This window comes from Enterococcus sp. DIV0436a (genome assembly GCF_051711605.1).
Taxonomy (GTDB): Bacteria; Bacillota; Bacilli; order Lactobacillales; family Enterococcaceae; genus Enterococcus_B; species Enterococcus_B faecium.
The window spans coordinates 753586-769332 of record NZ_JBIONA010000001.1; the positions used below are offsets into that span (position 1 = coordinate 753586).

Annotated in this window: 16 protein-coding genes and 3 pseudogenes; 12 read left to right on the plus strand and 7 right to left on the minus strand. The window is 36.6% G+C overall.

The features are described from left to right. Nucleotides 1–265: 265 nt before the first annotated feature. The 5 genes from bcrD to IGL15_RS03575 all read right to left on the minus strand — a co-directional run bounded on the left by bcrD (nucleotide 266) and on the right by IGL15_RS03575 (nucleotide 3868). Complete coding sequence (gene bcrD / locus IGL15_RS03555) at nucleotides 266–1096, minus strand: bacitracin resistance undecaprenyl-diphosphatase BcrD (protein ID WP_104765563.1); 831 nt, start codon at nucleotides 1094–1096, stop codon at nucleotides 266–268. Continuing rightward, nucleotides 1096–1845 carry an ABC transporter permease gene (locus IGL15_RS03560; RefSeq protein WP_000933358.1) on the minus strand — a complete coding sequence of 250 codons (750 nt, stop codon included), beginning with the start codon at nucleotides 1843–1845 and terminating at the stop codon, nucleotides 1096–1098. Before IGL15_RS03560 ends, bcrD begins: the two co-directional genes overlap by 1 nt. Next, the gene (gene bcrA / locus IGL15_RS03565) at nucleotides 1838–2755 is read right to left on the minus strand and encodes a bacitracin ABC transporter ATP-binding protein BcrA (protein ID WP_104765562.1); all 918 of its coding nucleotides are present in this window, start codon (nucleotides 2753–2755) and stop codon (nucleotides 1838–1840) included. The genes IGL15_RS03560 and bcrA overlap by 8 nt, the downstream gene beginning before the upstream one ends. A gap of 182 nt (nucleotides 2756–2937) precedes the next feature. After that, complete coding sequence (bcrR, locus tag IGL15_RS03570; protein ID WP_000395511.1) at nucleotides 2938–3552, minus strand: bacitracin resistance transcriptional activator BcrR; 615 nt, start codon at nucleotides 3550–3552, stop codon at nucleotides 2938–2940. Beyond that, entirely contained in the window at nucleotides 3542–3868 is a 327-nt protein-coding gene (locus tag IGL15_RS03575) for a DNA-binding protein (RefSeq protein ID WP_002367753.1), read from the minus strand. Before IGL15_RS03575 ends, bcrR begins: the two co-directional genes overlap by 11 nt. A gap of 229 nt (nucleotides 3869–4097) precedes the next feature. On the opposite strand from IGL15_RS03575, the gene tnpA reads away from it, so the two are divergent. The 9 genes and pseudogenes from tnpA to IGL15_RS03620 all read left to right on the plus strand — a co-directional run bounded on the left by tnpA (nucleotide 4098) and on the right by IGL15_RS03620 (nucleotide 10254). Then, nucleotides 4098–4502, plus strand: coding sequence for an IS200/IS605-like element ISEfa4 family transposase (gene tnpA / locus IGL15_RS03580; protein WP_002287522.1), 405 nt, complete (start codon nucleotides 4098–4100; stop codon nucleotides 4500–4502). A gap of 16 nt (nucleotides 4503–4518) precedes the next feature. After that, nucleotides 4519–5667: an IS200/IS605 family element RNA-guided endonuclease TnpB gene (gene tnpB, locus IGL15_RS03585; RefSeq protein ID WP_002287525.1), complete on the plus strand. Its 1149-nt coding sequence runs from the start codon at nucleotides 4519–4521 to the stop codon at nucleotides 5665–5667. Nucleotides 5668–5843: 176 nt separating this feature from the next. Further along, complete coding sequence (locus IGL15_RS03590) at nucleotides 5844–6155, plus strand: helix-turn-helix domain-containing protein (RefSeq protein ID WP_425277603.1); 312 nt, start codon at nucleotides 5844–5846, stop codon at nucleotides 6153–6155. Further along, the gene (locus IGL15_RS03595; RefSeq protein WP_243199930.1) at nucleotides 6112–6336 is read left to right on the plus strand and encodes a hypothetical protein; all 225 of its coding nucleotides are present in this window, start codon (nucleotides 6112–6114) and stop codon (nucleotides 6334–6336) included. Before IGL15_RS03590 ends, IGL15_RS03595 begins: the two co-directional genes overlap by 44 nt. A 206-nt stretch (nucleotides 6337–6542) precedes the next feature. Next, a pseudogene (locus IGL15_RS03600) lies at nucleotides 6543–6839 on the plus strand (restriction endonuclease subunit S); the annotation flags it as partial. Nucleotides 6840–6867: 28 nt separating this feature from the next. Next, a complete protein-coding gene (locus IGL15_RS03605) occupies nucleotides 6868–7845 on the plus strand; it encodes a toll/interleukin-1 receptor domain-containing protein (protein WP_002326554.1) in 978 nt (325 codons plus the stop codon). A gap of 180 nt (nucleotides 7846–8025) precedes the next feature. After that, a complete protein-coding gene (locus IGL15_RS03610) occupies nucleotides 8026–8859 on the plus strand; it encodes a GIY-YIG nuclease family protein (protein WP_002326555.1) in 834 nt (277 codons plus the stop codon). Between the two features lie 5 nt (nucleotides 8860–8864). After that, nucleotides 8865–9455, plus strand: coding sequence for a site-specific integrase (locus IGL15_RS03615; RefSeq protein ID WP_002326556.1), 591 nt, complete (start codon nucleotides 8865–8867; stop codon nucleotides 9453–9455). A gap of 118 nt (nucleotides 9456–9573) precedes the next feature. Next, a pseudogene (locus IGL15_RS03620) lies at nucleotides 9574–10254 on the plus strand (IS6-like element ISS1N family transposase). A 55-nt stretch (nucleotides 10255–10309) separates the two neighbouring features. Here IGL15_RS03620 and IGL15_RS03625 read toward each other — a convergent pair. After that, nucleotides 10310–11270: pseudogene (locus IGL15_RS03625) on the minus strand (IS256 family transposase); the annotation flags it as partial. Between the two features lie 129 nt (nucleotides 11271–11399). Between IGL15_RS03625 and folE the strand changes: the two are divergent. The 3 genes from folE (at nucleotide 11400) to IGL15_RS03640 (ending at nucleotide 14366) form a co-directional block, all read left to right on the plus strand. Continuing rightward, nucleotides 11400–12059 carry a GTP cyclohydrolase I FolE gene (folE, locus tag IGL15_RS03630; RefSeq protein ID WP_002295193.1) on the plus strand — a complete coding sequence of 220 codons (660 nt, stop codon included), beginning with the start codon at nucleotides 11400–11402 and terminating at the stop codon, nucleotides 12057–12059. A gap of 13 nt (nucleotides 12060–12072) precedes the next feature. Continuing rightward, the gene (locus tag IGL15_RS03635) at nucleotides 12073–13017 is read left to right on the plus strand and encodes an SDR family oxidoreductase (RefSeq protein ID WP_002326559.1); all 945 of its coding nucleotides are present in this window, start codon (nucleotides 12073–12075) and stop codon (nucleotides 13015–13017) included. A gap of 179 nt (nucleotides 13018–13196) precedes the next feature. After that, a complete protein-coding gene (locus IGL15_RS03640) occupies nucleotides 13197–14366 on the plus strand; it encodes an IS256 family transposase (protein WP_002343733.1) in 1170 nt (389 codons plus the stop codon). Nucleotides 14367–14486: 120 nt separating this feature from the next. On the opposite strand, the gene IGL15_RS03645 is transcribed toward IGL15_RS03640, so the two are convergent. Beyond that, nucleotides 14487–15677, minus strand: coding sequence for an IS256-like element ISLgar5 family transposase (locus tag IGL15_RS03645; protein WP_002324630.1), 1191 nt, complete (start codon nucleotides 15675–15677; stop codon nucleotides 14487–14489). Nucleotides 15678–15747 lie beyond the last annotated feature (70 nt).

Genomic DNA, 15747 nt, shown 5'->3' on the forward strand with positions numbered 1-15747 from the left:
CGTGTTCTTGCCCGTAATCGTCCCACAATGTGGTAAGGATTTTTTTGATAAATTACCAAGTGTTAGGGCAAAAGAAAACACGGCGATACCTCCTTGGATACCGCCGTGTTCCTATCAGTCGTCATTGGTTTGTGTAAACGCAAAGAAACGGCGGCTCTGAAAATCAAAGCCACCGTTTCATAGGCGTGAAAATATGTCTGCTGTACGACGGCTTTTTTCTTTTGCCGTCGTGCGGCAGATTATTGCTTATGGAATTGTTTTTCTATCACATTACTGTTATAAGTACAACAAGTATACCAAGCACAATTCGATACCAACCAAACACCTTAAAATCATGTTTTTTGATAAAGTTCATTAGGAATTTAATTACTAAGACAGATACCGCAAATGCCACAGCCATACCGAGAACAAGAGCGAGCAGTTCTGCACTTGTAAAATCAAACCCGAATTTTAACAGCTTAAAAGCACTTGCTCCAAGCATAGTAGGTACTGCGAGGAAAAAAGTAAACTCTGCTGCTGCCACTCGTGAAACTCCTATGAGTAAAGCACCTATAATCGTTGCTCCCGACCGTGATGTGCCGGGTATAAGTGATAACACTTGAAATGCCCCTATCAAGATTGCTGTTTTATAGCTGATGTCAGAAAGTGCCATAGTAGTAGGAGTACGCTTTTTATTCCAATTTTCTATGAGAATGAATAACAAACCATAAAAGATTAACATGATTGAAATCACAATGGGGGTTTGGAGGTAAGCATCCAAATAATCATCAAATAGAATCCCCATAATAGCTGACGGTACACAAGCTACCGCAACCTTGAACCACAACGAGAAAGTATCCTTTTTAACAATTGACTGTGCTTTGTTCTTAAATTGAAAGGGAAACATCTTGTTCCAAAACATTACAACCACTGCGAGTATAGCTCCAAGTTGAATAACAACAAAAAACATTTCTTTAAATGCTTCGCTCATATTAAGTGTGATAAATTTGTCCGCAAGAATCATATGTCCTGTGCTGCTGATAGGTAGCCACTCAGTAATACCCTCAACAATTCCAAGAAAAATAACTTTTAAAATTTCTATAAAATCAAGTACCATTATTTCAAATCCTCCTTTTTAAAATGATGAAAGGTCATAAGAAAACCAACTGCTGATACAAGAATAATAATAGATACAGACAGCAGTGTAGGATAGCCGGTACTCTGAAGTTTACCCTGCACCAAGAAATAGGTGGCTGTCCACGGATACAACGCTCCCCATTCTTGATTTGAAAGTGCGGCACTTCCCATGACAATCACGGCAGAGCCAATCATCGGGGCGACAAATCCTTTTGTTTTCATAGCAACAAACACAAAAGGAGAAACTGTTAAAAACATCAGGATACTGCCAAACAAAAACTTGGGGAGCCATACTATTGCCACTAGTAAGCTATATCCCTCCAATGTAAAGACAGCGTGATATAGCCCACAAGCGATAAATATACCTGCCCATGTTACAAGGGTGAGCATAACAATCCAAAGAAGCAGGGTGCAAAATTTTCCAATTAATAGTTTTGTCCTTGAAATGGGTATGGGCAATATGGTTTTGAGTGTGCTTTCTGTGTACTCTCTGCTAAACAAGTAAGCTGCAATTGCCACATATATCATAATGTTTACCAGCAGCATGATATACAGTACACTGTCGCTGTATATGTCAGACAAGGTAAAGATAATCTCCGGCTTATCAAAATGTGTTTGCAAGGCTTCTATTAACATCAAAAGTGGGGTAGATAATACCCCTGCCACACTAATTAGCACCATTTTTGAACGCTTTAGTTTTAATAATTCACAAGAAATAAGATTAAGCAATACCGCCACCTCCAATCAGTTTAGAAAAGTAGTCCTCTAAGTTTTCCTCACTATCATCTATCCTTGTCACGAGCAGTCCATTTCGTGCAAATTCTCGATTGATTTCTCCAACACTTTGGCTAAAGTCATAAATTCTCACCGTACCGTCCTGCACTGTAAAATCCGTCATGTGGTAGTGGCTTTCTAAAATCTTTCCAGCTATCTCACTGTCAGATAAATCAAATTGAATGTATTTTCGATTCCTTTTGTGAAGCTCGGATATATTCACTTCCTCTACTAAATGCCCCTCGTGCATAACGCCGATAATATCTGCTATCTGTTCAATCTCGCTTAAAACATGGCTTGAGATAAAAATGGTAATGCCATGATTGTGACTAAGTTCAGATAACAATGAGCGTATTTCAACTATTCCAATGGGGTCAAGTCCGTTAATCGGTTCGTCAAGTATTAAAAGCTCCGGCTCGTGCATAATGGCGGCGGCAATACCAAGCCGTTGCTTCATTCCGAGGGAATAATCGGAAAAGACTTTTCTTTTCTCTTTATGCAGCCCCACAACTTCAAGAGCTTTTTCTACTCCACTTTTAGATACTCCCCCTCGCAGTTTAGCGAGAATTTGCAAATTCTCATACCCTGTTAAATTACTGTAAAATCCCGGTGTTTCGATAATAGAGCCTACTTTGCTATAAAGGGTATGGATATTTTCCTTATAGTTTGTGCCAAACAAGCGTACCGTTCCCTCCGTTGGGAAAGCAAGCTGCAACATCATTTTCATTGCTGTGGTTTTGCCTGCTCCGTTTCTGCCGAGCAAACCATAAATTTTGCCCGTTGGCACATGAAGATTGACCTTATCGACAACGGTGGCTGTTCCGTATCGCTTCGTAAGATTTTCTGTTTCAATGATATAATCCATATTTGATTTTCCTTTCCGTTGGTTGCTGTTCTTGTTTTCACTGACCACAATCTTATTATCACAGGAGCTATATCAAAAGCCAAGAAACCTACCGTCACATCGCCTACATCTATCATGTCAACATGAAAAAAAGACCCGACACTTATCGTGTCAGAGCCTATTTCAAGGGATTTATATCGTTTTTACTTTGTTCCGTTCTGCTTAATCCAAACAACTATTTTTGCGACAAACAGCAGAAACATAAGTGCTGTTATATATGGTTCTCTTGCTGCTGCTAAGAAACAGATAGCCAAAGCAGTGAGTCCAAGGGAGCATTTTGTAGCAATGCCGCCCCATGTTTCTTTATCTAAATGGGTAAGTATTATTTTAGCAATCCCTATTACAATCAAGGCGGCAAAAGCACTCCAGTAGACTGCAAGATTGAATGGTGTGGTGGCTGTAAATGATAGTAGATTGACCGCATAAACATAACCGCCAACAGAGTTTCCATATAACGGAAGAAATATAAACGCAACTGCCATCATATCCAATATTCCATAAATATAGTTGTAAATCTTTTTCAAGTTGGAACGATTTTCAGTTTCGGCAAGTGTAATCAGTTCTTCGCCCGATAGTAGTTCATCTATGGTCACAGAAAAGAATTTAGAAATACACTTGAGCGACTCAATGTTAGGGTAACCCTTGCCGCTTTCCCATTTTGAAATGGCTGTTCTTGATACATATAATTGCTCCGCAAGTTGTTCCTGCGTTAAGTTCTTTCCAGTCCTAAGCTGTTGTAGCTTTTCATTAAATTCCATGATTCTCCTCCTGTTTGTTCCTTGTTTTCATACGTCCATCAACGGGTTTTTCTGCATCTTTTGGTATCATCCATGCACGACCAAATTTTTCAGTTCCGTCAATGCGATTTTCCTCACATAATTTTTGTATCCGTCTTTCCGATATGCCCCATTTTTCAGAAGCGGCTTTCACAGAAATGTAATCCATAATATCAACTTCCTTTCGCAAAGAGTATATAATTATTATATACGGAATGACGAATAATAGCAAGTTTCTCTCCACTAATACGAAATTATACACTACTAAACATAAAATCATACTTCGTTCAAATATCATCACCCGAAATGTACAATGATATAGGGTGATATTAAAATGTACCAAGATGAAAGAAAACTTGATTTTAACAGAATTAGGCAGAAGTCGCCCATCCTCTATAGGTGGGTGATGAATGCCGTTCGGTATGAGGGTTACCGTTGGTAACTCGAAGACCGACAACTAAGGCGTATTGCCTTTTTATTTTGTCCCATGTTACAATCAGTCTATACAAGAAATGAGTTGATATAACATGGAATTAGATACAAATAATCATTCAGTATTTCTTCTTTATTACCACCTTGTTTTAGTAACGAAATATCGTAGACAAGTGATTGATGATGAAATATCTGATTATGCCAAAACTACTTTTGAAAGAATTTCAGAATCGTATCACATTACTTTAGTGGAGTGGAATCATGATAAAGACCACGTTCATATTATGTTCAAAGCTCAACCTAAAACAGAATTGACAAAATTCATCAATGCCTATAAAAGTGCCAGCTCAAGATTGATAAAACGTGACTTTCCAAGAGTCAAACAATTTCTTTGGAAAGAAATGTTCTGGTCTAAAAGCTTTTGTCTTCTGACAACTGGTGGCGCACCAATTGATGTGATTAAGAAGTATATCCAAAATCAAGGAAACAATCATAAATAGAAAGTAGGTGAACTTTATGGAACAACTAAAAGCATACAAATTCAGAATCTATCCAACAGAGGAACAAGAAATCTTCTTTGCCAAATCTTTTGGTTGTGTCCGTAAGGTCTACAATCTAATGCTTGATGACCGAAAAAAGGCGTATGAAGAAGTTAAAAATGATTCTTCTAAAAAAATGACTTTTCCGACACCAGCTAAATACAAGAAAGAATTTCCGTTTTTGAAAGAAATTGATAGCCTTGCTTTAGCCAATGCCCAACTTAATTTAGATAAAGCATACAAGAATTTTTTTCGGGATAAATCCGTTGGATTTCCACGTTTCAAAAGTAAGAAAAATCCTGTTCAGAGTTATACAACGAATAATCAAAATGGTACAGTTGCTTTGATTGATAGTAAATTCATCAAAGTTCCTAAATTGAAGTCATTAGTAAGAATTAAGCTTCATAGACAACCAAAAGGGATTATCAAATCTGCTACAATATCACGTCATTCTAGCGGTAAATACTATATTTCTTTGTTGTGTAAAGAAGAAATTATCGAATTACCTAAAACTAATTCCACAATTGGTATTGACTTAGGTATTATGGACTTTGCGATTCTTTCTGATGGACAAAAAATTGATAATAATAAATTCACGTCCAAAATGGAAAAGAAACTAAAGCGTGAACAACGCAAATTGTCTAGGCGTGCTTTATTGGCTAAAAATAAAGGTACCAATCTATTTGAAGCTAAAAATTATCAAAAACAAAAACGCAAAGTAGCTAGATTGCATGAAAAAGTAATGAATCAACGTACTGATTTTCTGAATAAGTTGAGTACAGAAATGATCAAAAATCACGATATTATCTGTATTGAAGACTTAAACACAAAAGGTATGTTGCGAAATCATAAATTAGCTAAAAGTATTTCTGATGTTTCTTGGTCAAAGTTTGTGACTAAATTACAATACAAGGCTGACTGGTATGGACGAAAAATCATCAAAGTAGATAAATGGTTTCCGTCTAGTCAGATTTGTTCAGAGTGCGGACATAAAGATGGCAAGAAATCTCTTGAAATTCGAGAATGGACTTGTCCTGTTTGTCATACTCATCATGATCGTGATATCAATGCTAGTATCAATATTCTGACCGAAGGTCTAAGACTACATTCTATGGGATTGGCTTAGATCCAATCATCAAGAACCGTAGGAACTACGGGGATAGCTTGGTAAATAAGAGACACCGCTGTTAGTAAAGAAATACGCTATCAAGTATGCTCTATTCCCAAGAAGCTCCCACTTCAAGCGTTAAGAACCGTCAGGTTTAGCTAAGTGGTGAGTAGTTCACGCCGTTAGGTATAGCGATAAAAAAAGCTCGGGAAGCAAAAGGGTGGACACAGGAATATCTTGCCCAACTGGTAGACCTTACGCCACGCTCTATTATGTATATAGAGAACAGGGGGCAGCACCCAAGGCTTAACAAATTTTATCTCATTACTACCTTGCTTGACATCTCTGTAGACCAGTTCTTTTTTCCATGCAATGAAGATGGCGACAACAATCGCCGCAAACAAGTTGATGTACTGTTGAATGATATGGAAGAAAAGGAGCTTATCGTGATGGAAGCAGGACTTGTTGCTCTATATGACCGACCATCAAGCAGAGATGGAATTTGAAGATGGTGTCGATAACGTCAAGATTAGCGGTCTGAAATTCTTTACCGCAAAAGACGGACAAAACACAATCCCTGAATTGATGGCAATGTCTGGCGTGACCTATCAGAAACCTAATGAACAGATAGATTTATTGATGGTAGCAGACCCTTCTACTGATGTAATAATCGAGGAGGATGAGTGAAATGCCAAAGAAATTAGATATTTTTGTTGAGAAAGTTTTTGTTCCATTCATTAGCTCAATTTGTCTAGATAAGCGATTAGAATCACATATCAAACGCTAAAAGTATAGACTCTCACTATAAAGGTGGGGGTCTTTTTTGCGGAAACATTTTTTTACCACCCCACCCTTACACTTTGTGAGTGCTTTAATATCCTTATCAAAACCAGCGAGTTGGTTATTTTCAGTCTGTAGAAAATATTGACTACGGGTTTATTTCCACAATCGTCCGTTCAGAATTATTCATGATGCAACTTGATTCTGTTCTAGTTTCAGGCGCTCAGCCAAATGTATTGTCAAAAGAAATTGATTCGTTTAATTTTATGATTCCCATATTAGTTCAGGAACAACAAAAAATCGGTTCATTCTTTAAACAGCTAGATGACACTATCGCTCTTCATCAACGGAAATTAGATTTATTGAAAGAACAGAAAAAAGGCTTTTTACAAAAAATGTTTGCAAAGTGATTATTAATTACATAAGGAGGGTGTAGAAGTGTTGAATAAGTCTATTTTTATTTCATATGCTTGGGAAAAAGACGAGCCACTAGACAAGAAAGTTAAAAATTTTTCACAATGGTTAGCAATTTATTTGCAATCTTGGGGGTTTCGAGTCCATCTTGATGTATTGGAAAACCACCCTGGAACTAAACTTGATGAATTCATGAAGAACGGTATTGATAGTTCTCACTTTGTTATTTGTATTTGTACGCAAACTTATTTAAAAAAAATAAGCGATTCAGCAACCGGCGTATATAACGAAATAGAATTAATAAAAAAACAAGCTAAAAGTCCATTTATAATTGCCATAATTGATATCGAATCATTTACTGATCTGCCCGATTTTTTTGAAGGAAAGTATATCAGTCAATTAAAATTCGATACACCGTTTTCGCAGGAGAATAAAAAAGGACTATTTGAATTAATATCAACTATACGTGACGAACTATTTCTAAATATCAAGGTGGAAACAAAACCTGATGCTCAAGACAGAATTGAAAGGTACTATAATAGTGTTGAAAAAATAAAATTTTTGAATGATTCAGCCAATTTAATGAATTTCAAACCACAATCAGAAGGCGAAATCTCTTTTCAGTACCTACTTAACGGCGGAGACTTTAAATTAGGTATTTCACCAATGGAATTTATAACTCATTGGACAAGTGCAGGAAGTGATACAATTTACTCCTATAAAAAAGTCAATAAGATGATGAGAATTCATAACTTTGAAAATTTTGACAGAATAAATAAACCCGCTGATATTGACTTTGATAAAGTAGTTGATATTAATTGGGGTGCATCATTGAGAGAAGGAGACGGGATCGTATGGATCAATGATAAAAACTATCTAGCGATAGGTAAAATAATTCAAATTTATTTGGATTCCGAAGATGAATATAAAAGTATGGTAACTCTTGCTTATAAGATTTTAAACCCAATTGATCTGACGGACGATTTCATCGATAGCAAATAGCCTATATATTTATTGGCGCTCATAAATATATAAAACAAAAGATTCTATATTTTTACAGGGTCTATAATCAGATAATAACTCCTATAAAAAACTATTAAAACAGTCCTTTTAATCTAACTGTCAGATTAAAGGGGCTGTTTATTTATTTTAATGATATAATAACCCTAAAAGGAGGACGTTATGCCATACCATATATTTATTAATCGAGAATCTGGAAATGATAATATTTCTGTTTTTTATGATGAACCTACTTTTGTAGTTATTGCCAATAAAGACGATTTACCAGCAATTCAATTAATTGAGGAATCTCAAAAACCAGGTATATATATATTACTAGGAGATAATAAACGTTATGTAGGTCAAGCCTCTAATTCTATTTTTTCTAGGTTACAACAACACAATACAAATAAACCATGGTGGAACAAATTAATATTTTTTGGACGTGAAGATGGGCATCTATCTAAAGCACAACTAGATCTTTTAGAACGTTTAATCATTGAAAAAATGAATACTGCTAATATTGATTTAGATAATAGCACTCAAGGAAATAAAAGCTATATTGATAAATTAAGCAAATTTTCAGCTCTGTCATTATGGAATAAGATTGATAAACTATTGAATGATGTTGCCAATATCGATTTATTTGATTCAGAACACATTCAAACTGAAGATAATAGTGACAACTCAACTCTAAATAGTCATATATCAATCATATTTGGAGAATCATTATATACTGGGAAATCATATAGAGATGTATTTACGCAATTAGTTTCTAATTTAGTATTATCCGCAGAGTTGGATAAATTGATTCCTTTAATGAGTCCTAATGAACCCACTACAGTACAAATACTTGGCAATAGAGAACATATATCAGCTAAAGGGGCGAAGTTGACTAAACCAATAGAACTAACTAAATACCATATGTATGTTAATTTTTCAAAAATAGGCTTATACAATCAAATCAAAAAATTAGCTGAACTGACTGGGAAAAAAGTTATATTTGAAAGGTGGTAATTCATATGGTTCAACAGATTGTTTTACCTATCAAAGATTCAAATATCTTAAAAATGGTTCAAGATACACTCCTTGATAGCTTTCATGCTGGACGTCGTAACTATACGATATTCCAAGTGGGGAAAGCCACTCTCTTAAGGGTAAGTGATGTCATGAAACTTAAAAAATCAGATGTCTTTAATCCTGATGGAACGGTTAAACAAACCGCTTTTATTCATGATCAAAAAACAGGAAAAGCGAATACGTTATATTTGAAACCAGTACAACAAGATTTATTAATTTATCATGATTGGCTGGTCCAACAAAATCTTAATTCTGAGTGGTTGTTTCCCTCAACGACTCACCCAGACCGTCACATCACCGAGAAGCAATTTTATAAGGTCATGGCACGTGTTGGTGATCTTTTAGGAATCAACTATCTAGGGACGCATACCATGCGTAAAACAGGCGCTTATCGTGTTTATACGCAGTCGAATTATAATATTGGTTTAGTCATGCATTTATTAAACCATTCAAGCGAAGCCATGACTTTAACCTATCTTGGGTTAGATCAAGCCAGTCGAGAAACGATGTTAGACCAAATAGATTTTGGATAATGTTTTTTATTTAAAAAGAGGGACAATCATTATGTTAAAAAATTAGGTTCTGTTGCAAAGTTTTCCAAAAAATCTATTTTAGTGTAAAATTGAGAAAAAAGACAGAGAGGACAGAGTAATGAATCATTTTAAAGGCAAACAATTCAAAAAAGACGTCATTATTGTCGCTGTTGGTTACTACCTGCGTTACAATCTAAGCTATCGTGAAGTTCAGGAATTGTTATATGATCGTGGAATAAATGTTTGTCATACTACGATTTATCGTTGGGTACAAGAGTACAGCAAAGTCCTCTATTATCTTTGGAAGAAGAAAAATAGACAATCCTTCTATTCATGGAAAATGGACGAAACCTATATCAAAATTAAGGGACGTTGGCATTATCTTTATCGTGCAATTGATGCGGACGGCTTAACCTTAGATATCTGGTTACGAAAGAAACGGGATACGCAAGCAGCCTATGCTTTCTTAAAACGACTCCATAAACAGTTTGGTGAGCCGAAAGCAATTGTGACCGATAAAGCACCTTCTCTTGGCTCCGCCTTTAGAAAGTTACAGAGTGTGGGTTTATATACTAAGACAGAGCACTGAACTGTGAAGTATCTTAACAATTTAATAGAACAAGACCATCGACCTATTAAACGACGAAATAAATTTTATCAAAGTCTCCGTACAGCCTCTTCCACGATTAAGGGCATGGAGACCATTCGAGGAATATATAAAAAGAACCGAAGAAATGGAACGCTCTTCGGCTTTTCGGTGTCTACTGAAATCAAGGTATTAATGGGAATAACAGCCTAAGATATTTGGAGTTCAGAGAGGGCGCGTTTGATTTTCAAACTTCGCAACAGAACCCTTTAGGAAATTGAGTGAAGGTCAAGAGATTTTCGGTCTCTTGAAGAGAATAGGTCATCCTGGGATAACGTTTCTGCCACTTGTCAATAAAAGTTTGAATCATTTCTTTACCTTCTTGAGTAGTACTGGCGTGATGAATTTTTTTGAAATCACTGGCTACTTCTTGACGATCAGAAATACGAACTTTTCCCATAATGTTTCGATTAATGTGCACTAGGCAACGTTGAAATTTTGCCTGAGGGTAATTTCTTTCGCAGGTATTTTGAATAGCAGTCATGCCATCGGCAACAAATGAGTTGGACGTCAGTTAAGCCCCGAGAAACAAGACTACCTAGCAACTCTGACCATGCAATATCTGATTCCTGTGGGGCAATAAGATAGTCCAAAATTTCTTTCTCACCAGAAGAAGTAATTCCTAAGGCAATGTGTACTGCTTCTTTTTGAACAGCATCACGTCTTAACGGAATATACGTCGCGTCTAGAAATAGACAAACATATTGCGAATGAAAAATAGGACGAGAATGAAAAGCAGTCACTTGTTCGTCCACCATTTTGGTGATGTTAGAAATAGTAGTTGGACTATAATGTGAGCCATACATTTTTTCAATTAAATCAGCAATTTCTCTAGTGGTAATGCCTTTTTCATAGAGCTGAATGATGGTTGTTTCTAAACTATCAATACGATGAGTGTATGGAGGAATCAACGATTGATGAAACTCTCCTTTTCTGTCCCTAGGGACACGGACATTGATTTGACCAAACTGTGTGTCTAGTCGTCTGGTGTAATCGCCATTGCGATAGTTTCCGTTATTAAAGCGCACATAAGGATCATATCCTAAAATAGCAGTAAGTTCGCTTTCTAAAAGAGAATTCATTGTACTTTCAAGTTGATTGCGAAAAACTTCTGTTAAATTGGTATTTTCTAGTAGTGCTTGAGCGATTTCTTTGTTAAACTGATTCATAGGGAAGACCTCCGTTTGATTTGGTTTAGTTGCTTTAATCATACGAATAAGGTCTTCCTTTTTCAATACCCTAATTTACACAAACTATTTTACGCTCTCAAATCATCAGTAACTAAGGAGACATGACAAATGATGATGAATGAAGATTATAATGAAGACCGCTATAGCGAAGAAAATTTATTAGAAAGTAATTTTCCCAACTTAAATAAAAATTCTTCCCAATTTCAAGAAAAACTAGAAGATGTTCATGAAATAGAGAACGCCTTAAAAACCTTAATGACCTTGTGTGGACAAGACGAAAAAAATCCTGATTTAGATAAAACACCGTTTAGAGTAGTCAAAGCTTTTCTAGAATATACGACAGGTTACAGGGAAGACCCAGCTTCTCATTTAGAAAAAACCTTTGATATTACCCAAAATGATCCGATTATTGTGAAAGATATAGAATTTTATTCCATGTGTGAACACCATTTTGCTCCTTTTTTTGGAGTGGCTCATGTGGCTTACATTCCTAATAAAAAAGTAACAGGATTATCTAAAATTGCTCGAGTAGTAGAAGGTTACGCCAGACGTTTTCAAGTGCAAGAAAGATTGACCAATCAAATTGCCGATGCTATTGAGTCAGTTTTAGAACCACGTGGTGTAATGGTGGCGATTGAAGCGAAACATTTATGCGTTTCAAGTCGCGGGGCAAAAAAAGAAGAAGCGAAAACTTTTACCCTAGTAAGCCGGGGTGTCTATCGGGACAATCCTGCGTTACGTTCAGAGTTTATGATGGCCATTAAGTGAGGAGGTAGGGAAGTTGATTAATAAAGTTGTCTTTATTACAGGAGGAACAAGAGGAATTGGGAGACAAATAGCCCTTATTTTTGCGAAAGCTGGGTATCAACTTGCCTTAAATTATCACCATAATCAAAAAATAGCCCAAGAATTTCAGCAAGAATTAATGACTTCTTTTTCCACCACTGTCCGCCTTTATCCAGGAGATATTGGAAGGGAAGAGGAAGTAGTGAACATGACTGAAAAAATTTATCAAGATTTTGGTCAGTTAGATATTCTAATTTTAAATGCTGGTCCATTTATTCATGAAGAAATTAAATTAAAAGACTATACCACGGATCAATGGCTGCACATGATGAATACTAATTTAAATAGTTTCTTCTATTTAATGAAGGCAATTCTTCCACATATGGAAAGGCAAAACTGGGGACGGATTGTTACGTTAGGTTACGATCAAATTGAACGAGTGACTGGTTGGCCTCAAAGAGGAGCATACAGTGCAGCAAAAACAGGGGTGGCAGCTGCCGTTAGAACTCTAGCAGTGGAAGAAAAAGAATTTAATATTACAGTAAATATGGTTTGCCCCGGAGATATTAAAGCCCAGTGGAAAGAAGCAAGCATTGAAGAAGCTGAAAAGGAACAATTAAGTGAACAGGCAAAAAAAGAAAAATTCATTGAAGGTACTAGAAAAGAAAAATTTCTTGAAGAAGTCAAAAAGGAAAAGGCCCCTGAAGAAGCTGAACAGGAAAAATCCGTTGAAAAAACTGAAAAACTCAACAAAGTAAAAAGAACCGACACTATCTCAAGTGCTTTTGAAAATGCCAACTCTAAAAGAAAAGCCACGGGTGAAGATGTGGCGCAGACGATTTACTTTCTCTGTCAAGATAGTGCTGAATATTTAACAGGGAATATTTTAAATCTAGCTGGAGGAGAAAATATTATTGCTCGAAAAATGACTGAAAAATAGCCTTATTTTTGATGGAATTTTTCCTCTTTAGAAGATACTTGAGTTTTGGTATAATCAAGGTAACATGGTGTTTAACTTTTGAGAGCGTAAAATAGTTTGTGTAAATTAGGGTATTGAAAAAGGAAGACCTTATTCGTATGATTAAAGCGACTAAACCAAATCAAACGGAGGTCTTCCCTATGAATCAGTTTAACAAAGAAATCGCTCAAGCACTACTAGAAAATACCAATTTAACAGAAGTTTTTCGCAATCAACTTGAAAGTACAATGAATTCTCTTTTAGAAAGCGAACTTACTGCTATTTTAGGATATGATCCTTATGTGCGCTTTAATAACGGAAACTATCGCAATGGCGATTACACCAGACGACTAGACACACAGTTTGGTCAAATCAATGTCCGTGTCCCTAGGGACAGAAAAGGAGAGTTTCATCAATCGTTGATTCCTCCATACACTCATCGTATTGATAGTTTAGAAACAACCATCATTCAGCTCTATGAAAAAGGCATTACCACTAGAGAAATTGCTGATTTAATTGAAAAAATGTATGGCTCACATTATAGTCCAACTACTATTTCTAACATCACCAAAATGGTGGACGAACAAGTGACTGCTTTTCATTCTCGTCCTATTTTTCATTCGCAATATGTTTGTCTATTTCTAGACGCGACGTATATTCCGTTAAGACGTGATGCTGTTCAAAAAGAAGCAGTACACATTGCCTTAGGAATTACTTCTTCTGGTGAGAAAGAAATTTTGGACTATCTTATTGCCCCACAGGAATCAGATATTGCATGGTCAGAGTTGCTAGGTAGTCTTGTTTCTCGGGGCTTAACTGACGTCCAACTCATTGTTGTCGATGGCATGACTGCTATTCAAAATACCTGCGAAAGAAATTACCCTCAGGCAAAATTTCAACGTTGCCTAGTGCACATTAATCGAAACATTATGGGAAAAGTTCGTATTTCTGATCGTCAAGAAGTAGCCAGTGATTTCAAAAAAATTCATCACGCCAGTACTACTCAAGAAGGTAAAGAAATGATTCAAACTTTTATTGACAAGTGGCAGAAACGTTATCCCAGGATGACCCATTCTCTTCAAGAGACCGAAAATCTCTTGACCTTCACTCAATTTCCTAAAGCAATTCGAGGTACTATCTATTCCACTAATATTATTGAATCGTTCAATAAACAGTTGAAAAGAAAAACCAAAGTTAAGGAACAATTTCCTAACGAAGAAGCCCTTGACCGTTTTCTTGTTACACAAATGGTCGCATACAATAATAAAAAAGCTGGTAGAGCACACAAAGGTTTCAAACAATGCCAAGACACATTGGATTCAATGTTTTAAGCGACTAATCAAACTGAATAAGGCTTAATTAATAAATTTACACAAACTTCTTGACACACCCAAAAACGAGGGAGCGTCAATAATTTTGTGTAAATGATTCTTCCCTACTGCAGATTGTTTCTAATTCTCAATCAGTTGGCTTAGCATTTGTTCAAGTTCGCCTTCGGCCTGTTGAAAGCCTTTATGACTGCGACCTAGGAATTTTTGGTTGTAAGTATCAAAAGACGAGACTAAGAAACGTTCCATCGACTCTTCGTTTTGGAACTGTTCCTTGCGGTGGCTGTATTTCTTGATTTGCTTATTAAAGGATTCAATCAAGTTCGTAGAATAAATACTCTTGCGTATGGCCAAGGGGAAATCATAGAAAGTGAGCAAGTGATCGTTCGAAAGAATCGATTCAACCACTTTTGGATAGCTGGTTTTCCATTTTTCCGCAAAAGCACCACGTGCTTCCAACGCCACCTCTTTAGATGAGGCTTGATACACCATTTTAAAATCATCACAGACTTCCTTACGATCATCGACACGCACTTTGTGACTGATATTACGGGAAACGTGTACACAACAATGTTGAAAACGAGCTTTGGGATAGAACCGACTAATCGCTCCTACCATCCCCTTTAAGCCATCCGTGATGAACAGGAGGACATTTTTCAAACCGCGCTCTTGAAGGTCCAATAAAATTTCCTCCCAAATCGTGATGGATTCAGTCGGTGCAATCGCATAGCTCAATACTTCCTTTGATCCGTCCGGGCGAATGCCAACTGCGATATGAATAGCTTCCTTGGCGACGGTTTTCCGCTTTAACGGAATATACGTTGCGTCCATATAAATAGCAGCATAACGGTCATGAAGCTCCCGCCCTTTAAACGCCGTTACCTCTTCTGTAAATGATTTTGTTATATTGGACATGGTTTGGGGCGTGTAGTGATGCCCATACATTTTCTCAATCAAGTCTGCGATTTCCGACATGGTAATACCTTTTCGGAAGAGGTGAATGACGGTCTCCTCTAACGTGTCATTCGTCCGTCTATAAGCAGGAACAGTCTGTTGCTTGAACTCACCATTGCGGTCGCGCGGAATCTGGAGATGAAGTTCCCCATACTCGGTCTTGACCGTACGGTCATAGGAGCCGTTACGAGAATTACCCGTGTTAAAACCAATGCGATCATACTTTTCGTAATCTAGGAAAGCCGTTAACTCCGTTTTGAGAAGCGTATTGACTGCTTTCTCCAAATGGACACGGAATAATTCATTCAAATCGCCTTTGTTCGCTAGAGTCTTTAGAATTTCTGTAGTAAAATCGTTCATAGGGAAGTCCTCTCTTCTGTGAATGTGTTGTGGTAACTCTATTCTACAGAAGGGACTTCCTTTTTTCTAT